Source organism: Pseudomonas sp. THAF187a, assembly GCF_009363395.1.
In the GTDB taxonomy this organism is placed as follows: domain Bacteria; phylum Pseudomonadota; class Gammaproteobacteria; order Pseudomonadales; family Pseudomonadaceae; genus Aquipseudomonas; species Aquipseudomonas khazarica.
Genome location: NZ_CP045349.1, coordinates 1,380,141 through 1,393,912, shown reverse-complemented (window position 1 = coordinate 1,393,912; position 13,772 = coordinate 1,380,141). Strand labels below are relative to the sequence as shown.

The window sequence follows — 13,772 nt, the reverse complement described above, 5'->3', positions numbered from 1 at the left end:
AGCCCTGTTGGCGGAGCAATACCGCAGGCGCCATCGACTAAGCTGTAGTGCATGAGTGGCGACGAGCGCAGTGCTGCCGGCACGCGAGCACTGGTGCAGTTCACATGAGGCCGACAGGCCAGGCCGGTGGTATATGGGCGCATCATGGCAATCCAACCCGCAGCACGGTGTCCTGGTCCGCTCGCCCGACCTGCAGGACCCGTCTGGTGCGCCGACCAGCAAGCGTCGCTGGCGCACCTACCTCTATCTCCTGCTGACCTTGCTGGTGCTGCTCGGCACGGCGCTGCTGGTATACGAATCGCGCAGCGCGCACTTCCAGTCACGCGAGCTGAGCCGCTATGCGGCCAGCCTCGGCTACCAGGTCGAACCCGGCCCCAGCGAACGCATCGTCTACCCGTCCGATGGGCCGTTCGACAAGCGCCAGGGCTATGCCTACCTGCCGCTGATGCTGGAGCGCCTGCAGCAGCGCGACTACCTGATCAGCGAGCAGTCGCGCTTCTCCGACGCACTGCTGGCCTACACCCGCCGCGGCCTCTTCCCGCCGTTCACCGAGAAGAGCCAGAGTGGCCTGAGCATCAGTGACTGCCGTGGCAGCCCCTTCTACACATTTCTCTATCCGCGCCAGGGCTATGCCGATTTCGCCAGCATTCCGCCCCTGGTGGTGAACAGCCTGCTGTTCATCGAGAACCGTCACCTGCTCGACCAGGCGCAACCGCTGGCCAACCCGGCGGTGGACTGGCCACGCTTCGCCATTGCCGCACTGTCCCAGGTGGGCAAGGTGCTCGACCTTCAGGACCAGTCGGCCGGCGGCAGCACGCTGGCAACCCAGCTGGAGAAGTACCGTCACTCCCCGGACGGGCTGACCCTGTCCGCCGGGGAAAAGCTGCGGCAGATGATTTCCGCCAGCGTGCGCGCCTACCAGCAGGGGCCGCAGACGCTGGAGACGCGCCAGCGCATCGTGCGCGACTACCTCAACAGCGTGCCGCTCTCCGCTGCGCCAGGCCATGGCGAGGTACACGGCCTGGCGGACGGCCTGCGCATCTGGTACGGGGCGGACTTCGAACGCAGCAATGCGCTGCTCGATCCCGCCCGCTCGACCGAGGCCAGCCTCGCCGAACGTGGCCTGGCGCTGCGCCAGGTGTTGTCGCTGATGATCGCCCAGCGCCGCCCGTCCTATTACCTGGCCCAGGGCCGGCACGACCTGGAGGACCTGACCGAGAGCCACATCCGCCTGCTGGCCAGTGGCGGGCTGATCGACCACGACCTGCTGGACGCCGCCCTGGGCCAGCGCCTGATCTATCGGGACTGGCAACTGGAGCCCAACCTGCGCGTGCAGGAGAACGACAAAGGCATCAGCGTCGCCCGCTCGCGCCTCTCCAACCTGCTGGGCATGCCGTTCTACGATCTCGACCGCCTCGACCTCGCCGCCAGCAGCACCCTGCAGTACGACCTGCAGCAGCAGGTCAGCCACTACCTGCAGCAGCTGGCCGAACCGCAGTTCGCCGGGCAGATCGGCCTGTTCGGCGAGCGCCTGCTGTCCCCGGAGAAGACCGCGGAGGTGCGCTACAGCTTCACCCTGTTCGAGCGCACCGCGACCGGCAGTCGGGTGCGGGTGCAGACCGACAGTACCGACCAGCCGTTCGATATCAACGAGGGCAGCAAGCTCGAACTGGGCTCGACCGCCAAGCTGCGCGTGCTGGCCACCTACCTGGAGATCATCGCCGAGTTGCACCGGCAGCACGCAGGCAAGACCCCGGCCGAGTTGCGTGAGGTGGACATCGCCCGCCAGGATCATCTGAGCCGCTGGGCGGTCGACTACCTGCAGGCCAACCCGCAGGCGGATCTGGCCGGCATGCTGCAGGCGGCGCTGGAGCGGCGCTACTCGGCCAATCCCAACGAACGCTTCTTCACCGGCGGCGGCCTGCACAGCTTCGGCAACTTCCGCCGCGAGGACAATGGCCGCAACCCGACCCTGCGCGAGGCCCTGCGCGAGTCGATCAACCTGCCCTTCGTACGCCTGATGCGCGATCTGGTGCGCTACAGCACCTACCAGAACAGCGCCGAGCTGCTCAAGGACGACAAGGACCCGCGCCGCCTGAAATACCTGCAGCGCTTCGCCGACCGCGAAGGACGCACCTTTCTCCTGCGCTTCTGGCGCAAGTACCAGGGCCAGCCCGAGCAACAGCGCCTGGAGACCTTCATCAGCGGCCTGCGCCAGACATCGGTGCGCCTCGCCGCCGTGCACCGCTATCTGCTGCCGCACGCCGACGAGGCCAGCTTCGCCGCGTTCCTGCGCGCCCAGCTGCCGCAGGAACGGCTCAGCGAGCAGCGCATCACACGTCTCTACCAGGACTACGGGCCTGGCGCCTACAGCCTCCCCGACCAGGGCTACATCGCCCGTGTGCACCCGCTAGAGCTGTGGCTGCTGGGCTACCTGATCGACCACCCGCAGGCCAGTTTCAACGACGCCGTCGCCGCCAGCGTCGACGAGCGCCAGGAGGTCTACGGCTGGCTGCTGCGCAGCCGCCACAAGAGCGCGCGCGACAGTCGCATCCGCATCATGCTGGAAGTCGAAGCCTTCTCCGACATCCATCGCCGCTGGCAGAACCTGGGCTACCCCTTCCAGCATCTGGTGCCGTCGCTGGCCACCGCGCTGGGCAGCTCCGGGGATCGGCCGGCAGCGCTGGCGGAGTTGATGGGCATCATCCTCAACGACGGCATTCGCCAGCCCGTCCTGCGCATCGATGCGCTGCACTTCGCCGCCGACACGCCCTACGAGACCCGCGTCGAACGCGATACCCGCGGCGGTAGGCGGGTGATGGCCTCCGAAGTCGCCGCCGCGTTGCGCGACGCCCTGTCCCAGGTGGTGGAGGGAGGAACCGCGCGCCGGCTGCAGGGCAGCTTCCAGCTGCAGGACGGCCACAGCCTGACACTCGGCGGCAAGACCGGCACTGGTGACAACCGAGTCGAGAGCGTTGGCGCCGGCGGCCGGGTGATCAGCTCACGGGCGATGAACCGCACGGCCACCTTCGTGTTCTTCCTCGGCCCGCGCCATTACGGCACGCTCACCGCCTTCGTGCCGGGGCGCGAAGCCGAGCGCTTCACCTTCACCTCGGCGCTGCCGGTGCAGGTGCTCAAGGGCATGGCGCCGATACTCGCGCCCTATCTGGAGCCAGGCAGCGCGACCGGATGCCAGGCGCCCCTGAGCGCCCCTCGGATCAGCAGGCGGTAACACCTGGTAACCAGCGCGGGGGCAGGCGCAGGAAACCCGGCAGCGCCTGTGCAGTCCATGGCAGCACCACCGTCTTTCTTTCGTGAGTGTCGCCCATGCCCCTGTCCTGGCTGGCCCTGCTGCGCCGTCGTCGCCTGAGCCTGATCATCCTCGCGTGCCTGCTGGCATTGCTGCCGATAGGCTGCGCCAAACTGGAGCAGACCGAGCGCGAACTGGTGTTCCGTATCGAGCCGGGCACCGCCCGCTGGTTCAATGGCCTGCCGGCCGGGCTCGAGGACGTGCAACTGCAATCACCCGAGCTGACGGCCGAGGAAAGCCTGCATGCCTGGTGGTGGCCCGCCAGCCGGCAGGACGCGCCAACCCTGCTCTATCTGCACGGCTCTCGCTGGAACCTGACAGGCCAGCTGTTTCGCATCGAGCAGCTGCATGCCATGGGATTTTCGGTGCTGGCCGTGGACTACCGCGGTTTCGGTCAGAGTCGTGGCGCGCTGCCCTCCGAGCGCAGCGTCTACCAGGACGCCGCCATCGCCTGGCAGCACCTGGCTCGCCTGCAACCCGAGCCGGGCAAGCGCTTCATCTACGGCCACTCCCTCGGTGGCGCCGTGGCCGTCAACCTGGCCCATGAACTGGCCAGTGAACACAGCAGCGCACAAGCCGGCGGGCTGATCGTCGAATCCAGCTTCACCAACCTCGGCGACATTGCCGCTGCGGTCACCCATACCTCGCTGCCCGTGCGATGGCTGCTGTCGCAGGATTTCGACTCGCTCGGCAAGATTGGTGCAGTCGGTGTCCCGGTGCTGATCGCCCACGGCCGTGATGATCGCTACGTGCCGTCGCGCTTCAGCGAGGAGCTGTTCGCCGCGGCCAGTGAACCCAAGCAACTGCTGCTGATCGACGGCGCCAACCACAACAACGGCCTGCGCATGGCCGGTGCGAACTACCGTCAGGCGCTGCAGACACTTGGCCTGTCGCCCAACTGAGCGGACTCAGGACTTGAACTGCTGGAGGTAGAGCTGCTCGACCTTGGCACGGGCCCAGGGCGTCTTGCGCAGGAAGGCCAGGCTCGACTTGATGCTGGGCTCATGCTTGAAACAGCGCACATCGATCTGCCGCGCCAGGCCATCCCAGGCCAGGCGTTCCACCAGTGCGCCGAGAATCGCCTGCAGGGTCAGGCCGTGGAGAGGGTCGTTGCTGGTCATGCGGACATCCGTTGCGAAATGGCAGACGCCTACCTTAACGCCAGCGCAAAGAAAAAGGCGATGACTGTCTGCCAGTCATCGCCTTCGGCTACAGCCAGCGCATTTACGCCGACTTGTATTCCTTCTCTGCCTCATCGAAGCGGCTGAGCATCGACTGGCTCGGTGCCTGACCGATGCGGCTGAAGATCACGATCGCCAGGGTGGCGAGGATGAAGCCCGGGATGATCTCGTACAGCCCCATGCCAATCCAGTTCTTCCACACGATCACGGTGGTGGCACCAACCAGCATGCCGGCCAGCGCGCCATTGCGCGTCATGCCTTTCCACAGCAGCGAGAGGATCACCACCGGACCGAAGGCTGCACCGAAGCCGGCCCAGGCGTAGGACACCAGGCCAAGTACGCGGTTTTCCGGGTTGGCGGCCAGGGCGATGGCGACCAGCGCGACCAGCAGCACCATGCCGCGGCCGACCCAGACCAGCTCGGACTGCGAAGCGCCCTTGCGCAGGAATGCCTTGTAGAAGTCCTCGGTCAGCGCACTGGAGCACACCAGCAGCTGGCAGCTCAGGGTGCTCATCACCGCGGCCAGGATGGCGGACAGCAGGATACCGGCGATCCAGGGGTTGAACAGCAGCTTGGACAGCTCGATGAAGACGCGCTCCGGGTTCTCGCCGACCGGGCCGGCCAGTTCAGGATGCGCGGAGAAGTAGGCGATGCCGAAGAAACCGACGGCCACGGCACCGGCCAGGGTCAGGATCATCCAGGTCATGGAGATGCGACGGGCAGCCGGGATCGACTTGACCGAGTCGGCGGCCATGAAGCGCGCCAGGATGTGCGGCTGGCCGAAGTAGCCCAGGCCCCAGGCCATCAGCGAGATCACGCCGATGAAGGTCGCGCCCTTGAGCATGTCGAAGTGGCTCGGGTCGACCGCCTCGATGGCGGTCATCGCCGGATCGAAGCCACCGGTGCCGATCAGCACGAATACCGGCGTCAGGATCAGGGCGAAGATCATCAGGGTGGCCTGCACGGTGTCGGTCCAGCTCACCGCCAGGAAGCCACCGATGAAGGTGTAGGCGATGGTCGCTGCGGCACCGGCCCACAGGGCGGTTTCGTAGCTCATGCCGAAGGTGCTTTCGAACAGACGGGCGCCAGCCACCACGCCGGAGGCGCAGTAGATGGTGAAGAACACCAGGATGACCACTGCCGAGAAGATGCGCAGGATGCGGCTGTTGTCTTCGAAGCGGTTGGTGAAGTAGTCGGGCAGGGTCAGGGCGTTGCCATTGTGCTCGGTCTGCACGCGCAGGCGACCGGCGACGAACAGCCAGTTGAGGTAGGCACCGATGACCAGGCCGATGGCAATCCAGCTTTCGGAAATACCGGCAACGAAGATCGCGCCCGGCAGGCCCATGAGCAGCCAGCCGCTCATGTCGGAGGCACCTGCGGACAGCGCGGTCACGAAGCTGCCGAGGCTGCGGCCACCCAGGATGTAATCGGAAAGGTTCTTGGTACGCAGATAGGCGATCAGGCCGATCAGTACCATGGCTGCGATGTACACCACGAAGGTGACGAGCATTGGAGTACTAGCTGTCATTGGGGGGCTCCCCTCTCGTTTGTTGTTCTCGGGCACCGAGCCCTGAAGGCATGGTGCATCCGCCTGTGCGGATGCGGGCTCCGGTCTCTTTTCCTCGTCACACCGATGCCGGGTGAGCACGATCAGGAAGCACGCTTCCCGATCTCCCTGGCTGACGCCTGCGGCCACCGAATCGCGTCACGACCGTGCTGCAATCACGCAACGCCCCTGGCTATGGGTCTAGCCCAGCAACGCTGGTCTGACCAATACATAAGGGTAAAAACGGTCGTAACGAAAGTGAAGGGCGGAATTTAGTGGCAGAACCGAACGGGCTTCTTGCCAAAAGCTCTGGAGTTTTTGCAGAAACCTACGCCCCGGGGAACTTCCGGCGAACGGCAGCTGCATGCCCGCCGGCACTACCTGAGCGACTGGTCAACTCTCGCCGGCATGGCGAAACGGCAGGTAGCTGCGTGCTTCTTCGGCATAGGACAGCACGCCGGAACGCTCCTGCACGAGGAAGTCGGTGACGGCAGCACGCAGCCCCGGATGGCAGAGATAGTGCCAGGAACGCGTGATGACCGGTTCGAAACCACGGATCAGCTTGTGCTCCCCTTGCGCGCCGGCATCGAAGCGCCGCAAGCCTTCGGCGATGGCCAGTTCCATGCCCTGGTAGAAGCAGGTTTCGAAATGCAGCCGGTCGAACTCGGCCAGGCAGCCCCAGTAGCGGCCATAGAAGGTATCCCCGTCCACCAGGCTGAATGCCATGGCCACCGGCCGACCGCGCAGCTGCGCGAACACCAGGCGAATCATCTCCGGCATGCGCTCGGCCAGCAGGCTGAAGAAGGCCCGCGTCAGATAGGGCGTCTGCCCCCGAACGTGATAGGTGTTGGCGTAGCAGTGGTAGACGAAGTCCCACTCCTGCTCGCTCAGCTGGTGGCCCAGGCGTCGCTCGAACTCGATGCCCTGCCCCGCGACCTGCTCACGTTCCTTGCGCAGTTGCTTGCGCTTGCGCGAGCTGAGCGCGTCGAGAAAGTCCTGAAAGTCACGGTAACCGCGATTGTTCCAGTGAAACTGGCAGCCCAGGCGCTCCAGCCAGCCGTCACGGCCGTTCAGCAGCGCATCGCATGCCGGGCTGGTGAAGTTGATGTGCAGGCTCGACACCCCCTGCGCCTCCAGCTCGGCCGTCAGCTCATCGAGCATCGCGCCCGCACAGCGGGGCTCACCCAGCAGCCGCGCACCGGCAACCGGCGAGAACGGCACGGCGCCCAGCAACTTCGGGTAATAGGCGATCCCGGCGCGCCGACAGGCATCGGCCCAGGCGTGGTCGAACACGTACTCGCCATAGGAATGCCGCTTCAGATAGGCCGGCAACGCCGCCCTCACCTGCCCCTGGTCATCGCACCAGAGACGATGCGACGGCTGCCAGCCACTGTCGCCCCCGACACTGCCGCTGTCTTCGAGAGCGCTGTGAAATGCATGCCGCAGAAACGGCTGAGCACCAGGCAACAGGGCGTCCCAGGTATCGGCAGAGAGCGCGTGAAGTGAATCGAGGGTGGTGACGGGCATGACAACGAATCCCAGAAGCGAGGTTGCAATATATCTCTAACAATGCGCCCGCAATATGAGAAGGCCAACCTTTATAACCTTCAGCTCTGCAAAGGAGTCATCCATGCAAAAGTCCCTTCTCGCCCTTGGCGTCGCCATGCTTCTCGGTAGCGGTGCCGCACTCGCGCAGCAGTCGATCACCCACCCGTTTCACGCGAGCCAGGCGAAGGATGCTCCGAACAACGTTCACATGGCGGTGGAAATTCCCGCAGGCAGCTTCACCAAGTATGAGATCAACGAGGAAGGCCTGGTGTTCGTCGACCGCTTCCAGTCGATGCCGGTCGTCTACCCAGCCAACTATGGTTCCCTGTCTCGCACCCTGGGTGGCGACAATGACCCGCTGGATGGTCTGGTACTGACTCGTGAGCCGTTGCACCCGGGCGTGCTGATCAAGTTCCGCCCCATCGGCTACCTGAAGATGATCGATGGCGGCGAGCACGACGAGAAGATCATCGGCGTCCCCAGCAGCGATATCGACCCGACCTACGACAACATCAAGGACATCGACGACCTGCCGGCCATCGAGCGCCAGCGCATCGAGGCGTTCTTCCGCGTCTACAAGCAGCTGCCGGAAGGCCGCAAGAAAGTCGAGCTGAATGGCTATGGCAATGCCGCCGAAGCGCGGCAGATGATCCAGACGGCGCTGGACAACTACAAGAAGCAGAACTGAGCCGAGCAAGCGCAGAAGAAAGCCCGGCCCAGCGCCGGGCTTTTTCGTTACAGGCCTCAGCTTCCCTCGGTCAGCGCCTTCTTGTAACGGGTGGCATAGTTCAATTTGCGTCCAGCGACCTTGTTCAGCTCCTTGCGGTCGATGGACGAGTAACCGCCCAGCTCGCGCGCCTTGAAGCCGCTGTCACCGACGATCTCGTCCGGGGCCAGCGCCACCATCTTCTTCGCGGCGGCCTCGACGGCGTCCCGGTAATCGCCACGATCACTCAGGTCATAACCTTCCAGCGGCATCACCGAGCGCAGCCAGTTACCCCAGTAGAACTCGAGAAACTCGGGGGCCACCTCTCCAGAACGCGGCTTGTCGTAAGCGACCTCGCGGGTGAAGTACACCAGCGCACGATAAGGGTCGTTGGCCAAGTGCTGGAGCCCCAGCTGAGCAGGTATCTGCTGCGGGTCGATGCTTCGCCCATTGCCATCCTTGAGCCATACCTTGCGTGCCTGCGCCATGCGCTGCCAGAAGCTGGCCATGTCGGCACTGTCGCTGAAGTTATCGGTAACGCGCACCCACATGTTCAGGTCGGCGCCAGCATCGGGATACTCCATCAGCACGGTGAAGGTGTGATGGCCATCGGTCAGGAACAGCTTGCCCTGCGGACCGATCACGACGGTTTTCATCTCGCTGCTGCGAGTGCCTACCGCGCTCTGGCAGCTGAAGCTGTCCGGCTTGTGCAGGTCTGCATCGCCAGGCACCCTGGCGCTCTCGCCCTGGCCGTTGGCCTCGCAGTACTCATCGAACAGCTTGTTGCGCTCATTGGCGAAGCGCCCGAGCTTATAGAAAATCTGGTCATAGCCCACTGCTGCCTGAGTCGGATGCAAGGACGTCAGCGGCACCTGGAGCAATTCGCCCGGTTTGGCCGCACTGTAATCCTGCGCCAGGGCAATGGCGCTGAAACCGATCGATAGCAGCAGAGCGGTAGTCTTACGCATAGCGCTTTTCCATCAATACAAAGGAATAAAAAAGCCCCGCGAAACGCGGGGCTCGAATCAGGAGCAACACTTCAAGGGAGTGAAGCTTAGAAGACGTACTGCAGGCGACCTACGATGGCCTTACCGTCGTCCTGTACATCTTCGCCGTTGACTTGGCTGGAGGTATCCAGGTTGTCGACCTCATAGTCGACGTAGTTCAGGCTCACGCGCACCGCCGGGTTCACGAAGTAGTTCACACCCAGCACCATGGCCTTGGTTTCGAACTCCTTGCTGGCGTCATCAGCCACCAGACCAGCGATACCCAGGTTGGCCGGGATAGCATTGGCGTCAGAGTCGACGGTGGAGCTTTCGTAACGGGCAAAGATTTCCCAGGAGCCGTTCATGTTGTCCGGCTTGTCCCACTTGCCATCGGCAGCCTTGTACTGACGCACGCCGTTGAACATGTAGGAAACCTGACCGTAGTAGCCGTTGATATCGACGTCGGAGTTGGCACCACCAGCGGTTTCACCGCTGATCTGGCGCTGGAAGTACTCGGCCTGGGCACGGAAAGCACCGAACTGCGCGCCGGACTCCAGAACCCACTCGTTGTCTTTGTCTGCAACGGTGACGTCACCCAGGGTCAGGCGGAAGTCATTGTCGCTGCGGATGCCCATGCGGGTACGTGCGCGGGCACGTTCGTCATCGGCTTCGGAGTTGTGGTAGTTGGCCGCCAGGTGGATGACATCGGTGCCGTTGAGGTACGGCGCCCAGTGGGCACGCAGGGTGTAACCGTAGAGCTCGTTGTTGTCGTCGCTCTCGTATTTGTCTTCGTAGGTGGCGACCTGAGCCATCAGACCGTAGTTATCGCCGGAGTGCTTGATGTTCACACCGAACTGAGTGTCCTCGTCACCGTTCAGGTAGTCGTACATGAACGGACGCTCGATGGCGGTAATCCAGGACGAACTGGTGGTGTTTTCCAGACCGTAGTCCACACCGAAGCGGCCAACGGTGATCTTGGCGAAGTCCAGGCCCTTGTACGCGATGAAAGCACGGTCGACGCTGGTGTCGTCGTACTCGTCGTAGCTGACACGCAGGCCCCAGTCCCAATCGCTATAGGCAGTGCCTTCCAGACCGAACTCACCACGACGGATGAAGGTGTTGAAGGTATCGTCGAACGGCTGGTTCTGATCGGCAGCCATCAGACCATCGAAGTTGGTGGCATCCCACTGCAGCTTGCCGCTCAGCTTGAAGCTGAACGCCTTGTCGGTGGTAGCGACTTCCAGGCCACCTTTGGTCTTGATCACGAGGTCGGCGCCATCAGTGGTAACAGTACCGGCGAAAGCCTGGGCGGAGACGGCCAGAGCCAGAGCGCTGGCTGCGAAACCGGCGAAGTGCTTACGGATCATCGAGGATTCCCCTGTTGAACTTTAAGTGTTGAAAACACCCGAGCGATGGGCTCGTTCGTGTTGGGGGAATCTTGGCGGGGGGTTATTTCAGCTCAGTTGCCGATATATAAAGATTTGATTACAGCGGAACTTTTTACTTCCACTGCTTATAAGCGGATCAGGGGCTCTGGATGCGCGGCCCGAGCAGGATGATCGCGGCACCCGCCAGGCACAGCGCTGCACCCAGCCAGTCGCTGAGTAGCGGCCGACTCTTCTCGACCAGTGCCAGCCACGCCAGCGAGGCGACGATGTAGACGCCGCCATAGGCCGCATAGGCGCGCCCGGCGAAGGCGGCTTCGACGCGGGTCAGCAACAGGCCGAACAGTGCCAGGCTGAACAGCCCCGGCACTATCCACCAGGCACTGCGGTCGAGCCGCAGCCACATCCAGAAGGCGTAGCAGCCCGCGATCTCGAACGCGGCCGCGAGCAGGAACCACAGGTAATTGATCATCGCCCCAGCCTAGCCGCGCAAGGCACCTTCGCGCTCCCAGGCACACCGCACGCGCAGGGAACCCTCCTGCGGGCTGTGAAAGCCACTGTCGGACTCCCAGCGGAAGGTGTGCATACCGTTGAGCTCGGTTTCCAGATGGACCACCGCGCTGGCCCAGTACAGACGCTTGAGCAGCGCCTCGAAGGCCTCGATCCACAGGTTCCATTCGTACTCCACCGCGCCGTAGCTGGCGCCGAAGTGGATCACCTGGGTCTGGTAGAGCCCCGCCCCCGGCAGTTCGCAGAAGGAGAACATCTCGCGACCAAGAAACGGCCAGAGTTCACCGGCCGGCAGTTCGGCGAGCACGCCATGGTTGGTTTCACGACGCAAGCGACGTAGCTCGGGATCATCCGAGGGCCAGTCGCGGATACAGCCATAGACGATGGATTCTGACTCCACACCGGCACTCCTGAATAAGCAGAAAGCCTTCTAACACAGCCTGCCAGGGCAAGAAAGGAACTGGCGCGAATTCTAGCGTTGCCGGCGTCGACCGCGCCCCAGCAGCCAGGCCATCAGGATCATCACCAGAGCCAGGGCCGTGAGTACCATGAACGGCAACTGGTAGCTGCCGGACAAGTCCCGCGCCAGACCGGTGAGAATCGGCGTCAGGCAGCCGAGACCATATCCGGTGAAGAGCATCATCGCGGTCCAGCGGCTGACCGCCAGCGGCGAGCCTGCCTCGTACAGCGGCAACACCAGCGACAGGGCGAAGGAGCCACCCAGGGAGAAACCCATGATCACCGCCCACAGTTCCGGCACCACGCGTGGCAGGAAGGTGATCATCGCCAGACAGCTGCAGGTGATCACGCCGCAGGCCAGCAACAGCTGATAGCGTGCGTCGTAGCGCTGCGCCAGCCAGGGCAGCAGGAAGGAGCTGGGCAGGCCCATCAGCATGATGAAGCTCAGCAGCGAGTTGCTGTGCAGCATGCTCAGGCCCGCTTCGTGGTAGCGCGCCACGGCCCAGGTCGCGATGGCGTAGAACAGGCCGGCCTGAATCGCGAAGAAGCCGCTGATCAGCCAGGCGCGCGGCTGTCGCCAGGGCAGCCCGCCGCCTTCGCGCTCCTCCGTGCTACCGCTCTGGTTGGGCAGGCACAGCCAGAGCATCACCCCAAGCAGCGCCGGCAACGCCCACACGGCAAGCCCCAGGTGCCAGGCGTCACCGAACAGCTGCGTCGCCGGTGCGGTCAGCACGGCACCACCGGCGCCGCCGATGGCCATGCCCAGCGAGTACCAGCCCACCACACGGCTCATCTGACCGGCGAAATGGCGCTTGATGAAACCGGACAGCAAGGGCCCGGCGACTGCAATGGCGGCGCCCAGGGCAATGGCACTGCCGATCAGCACGGCGCTCTGGTGCGCGGCCAGACGGGCCAGCAGGGCCAGGCCGATCAGGGCCAGGCAGAGCATGATGGTGCGCTCCAGCCCCCAACGCACGGCCAGACGGGGCGCCAGCGGAGCCAACAGGCCCATGCACAGCACCGGCAGTGCCGTGGTCAGGCTGATGAAACCGCGACTGAGCGACAGTTCGTCGGCGATGCGTTCGATGAGAGGCGCGAGGGAGGTGATGCCGGGGCGCAAATTGATCGCCGCCAGCACCAGGGCCATCAACAGCAGGGCCCGAGAGGCTGGTTTCACGGTGTATCCAAGGTCAGGGCGGCAGGCAGGCCGGGGCCGTCACCCTACCCCCGCAGACCTTGCCAGGCAAGCCTGCAGGGGCAAATAACTGACCTGTTGGTCAGCTGACGGATCGGGCCTTGCCGCGCATCTTCTCGGCCATGCCGGCCATCTCGTCGTAGAGCGCCTGCGGGTTCTTCTGCTTCAGCGCCCAGGCCATGCGCCCCATCTCGTGCGGCAGGATCATGAAGCTGCCCTTGGCCAGCTCGTCATGGATGTAGCCGGCGATGTCCGCCGCGCTGATCGGCGAGCTTTCCAGCAGCTTGCCGACCTGGGCCTTCATCGCCGGGGTCGGGCCACGGAAGGAGTCCAGCAGGTTGGTCTGGAAGAACGACGGGCAGACCACATGCACACCGATCTCCTGCTGCCGCAACTCCACCAGCAGGCTCTCCGACAGCGCCACCACGCCGGCCTTGGCCACGTTGTAGTTGCTCATCGCCGGCCCCTGCATCAGCGCCGCCATCGAGGCGATGTTGACGATCTTGCCCTTGCTCTTCTCCAGCAGCGGCAGAAACGCCTTGCAGCCCTTGACCACGCCCATCAGGTTGATCGAGATCTGCCAGTCCCAGTCCTCCAGCGACAGCTCGCTGAAGAAGCCACCGGAAGCCACCCCCGCATTGTTGACGATGATGTCGATGCCGCCGAACTGCTCGTCGCAGGCCTGCGCCAGTGCTGTCAGCTGGCTGTAGTCACGCACGTCACAGCGGCGCGTGAAGCCGTCGCCGCCGGCCTCGCGCACCAGCTTGAGGGTTTCCGCCAGGCCAGCCTCGTTGACGTCCGCCAGCGCCAGGCGCCAGCCATCGCGAGCCCAGCGCAAGGCAATCTCGCGCCCCAGGCCGGAACCGGCCCCCGTGATCATCATGCGGTTTTGCATAGCGAACCTGCCTTACATGTCCTGTGGGAATGCCAGAGAGTGTAGCGAGGA

At 64.2% G+C, this 13,772-nt stretch carries 12 protein-coding genes; 3 read left to right on the top strand and 9 right to left on the bottom strand.

What is annotated here, in order from left to right; translation table 11 throughout:
- The first annotated feature begins 133 nt into the window (after positions 1–133).
- Both FIV02_RS06380 and FIV02_RS06375 read left to right on the top strand, forming a co-directional pair.
- Positions 134–3,232, top strand: a complete 3,099-nt coding sequence (locus FIV02_RS06380; RefSeq protein ID WP_152488148.1) for a transglycosylase domain-containing protein — start codon at positions 134–136, stop codon at positions 3,230–3,232.
- Positions 3,233–3,327: 95 nt separating this feature from the next.
- Positions 3,328–4,212 (top strand): alpha/beta hydrolase, encoded by an 885-nt coding sequence (locus FIV02_RS06375; protein WP_047592682.1) that lies wholly within the window; start codon positions 3,328–3,330, stop codon positions 4,210–4,212.
- A 6-nt stretch (positions 4,213–4,218) separates the two neighbouring features.
- On the opposite strand, the gene FIV02_RS06370 is transcribed toward FIV02_RS06375, so the two are convergent.
- From FIV02_RS06370 to FIV02_RS06360, 3 genes are all read right to left on the bottom strand, one after another.
- Positions 4,219–4,431: a VF530 family DNA-binding protein gene (locus tag FIV02_RS06370; protein WP_152488147.1), complete on the bottom strand. Its 213-nt coding sequence runs from the start codon at positions 4,429–4,431 to the stop codon at positions 4,219–4,221.
- A gap of 103 nt (positions 4,432–4,534) precedes the next feature.
- On the bottom strand, positions 4,535–6,019 hold the full coding sequence (gene putP, locus FIV02_RS06365; RefSeq protein WP_037047237.1) for a sodium/proline symporter PutP: 1,485 nt from the start codon (positions 6,017–6,019) through the stop codon (positions 4,535–4,537).
- Positions 6,020–6,430: 411 nt separating this feature from the next.
- The gene (locus FIV02_RS06360) at positions 6,431–7,564 is read right to left on the bottom strand and encodes a GNAT family N-acetyltransferase (protein ID WP_152488146.1); all 1,134 of its coding nucleotides are present in this window, start codon (positions 7,562–7,564) and stop codon (positions 6,431–6,433) included.
- 103 nt (positions 7,565–7,667) lie between these two features.
- On the opposite strand from FIV02_RS06360, the gene FIV02_RS06355 reads away from it, so the two are divergent.
- Positions 7,668–8,273, top strand: coding sequence for an inorganic diphosphatase (locus tag FIV02_RS06355; RefSeq protein WP_152488145.1), 606 nt, complete (start codon positions 7,668–7,670; stop codon positions 8,271–8,273).
- 56 nt (positions 8,274–8,329) lie between these two features.
- On the opposite strand, the gene FIV02_RS06350 is transcribed toward FIV02_RS06355, so the two are convergent.
- From FIV02_RS06350 to FIV02_RS06325, 6 genes are all read right to left on the bottom strand, one after another.
- Positions 8,330–9,259, bottom strand: coding sequence for a ParB/Srx family N-terminal domain-containing protein (locus FIV02_RS06350; protein ID WP_152488144.1), 930 nt, complete (start codon positions 9,257–9,259; stop codon positions 8,330–8,332).
- A gap of 86 nt (positions 9,260–9,345) precedes the next feature.
- Entirely contained in the window at positions 9,346–10,644 is a 1,299-nt protein-coding gene (locus FIV02_RS06345; protein ID WP_150608549.1) for an OprO/OprP family phosphate-selective porin, read from the bottom strand.
- A gap of 157 nt (positions 10,645–10,801) precedes the next feature.
- Complete coding sequence (locus FIV02_RS06340; RefSeq protein WP_152488143.1) at positions 10,802–11,134, bottom strand: YnfA family protein; 333 nt, start codon at positions 11,132–11,134, stop codon at positions 10,802–10,804.
- Between the two features lie 9 nt (positions 11,135–11,143).
- The gene (locus FIV02_RS06335; RefSeq protein ID WP_037047227.1) at positions 11,144–11,572 is read right to left on the bottom strand and encodes a hypothetical protein; all 429 of its coding nucleotides are present in this window, start codon (positions 11,570–11,572) and stop codon (positions 11,144–11,146) included.
- Positions 11,573–11,644: 72 nt separating this feature from the next.
- Positions 11,645–12,778, bottom strand: coding sequence for a CynX/NimT family MFS transporter (locus FIV02_RS06330; protein WP_152490092.1), 1,134 nt, complete (start codon positions 12,776–12,778; stop codon positions 11,645–11,647).
- 130 nt (positions 12,779–12,908) lie between these two features.
- Entirely contained in the window at positions 12,909–13,721 is an 813-nt protein-coding gene (locus FIV02_RS06325) for an SDR family oxidoreductase (RefSeq protein ID WP_037047221.1), read from the bottom strand.
- Positions 13,722–13,772 lie beyond the last annotated feature (51 nt).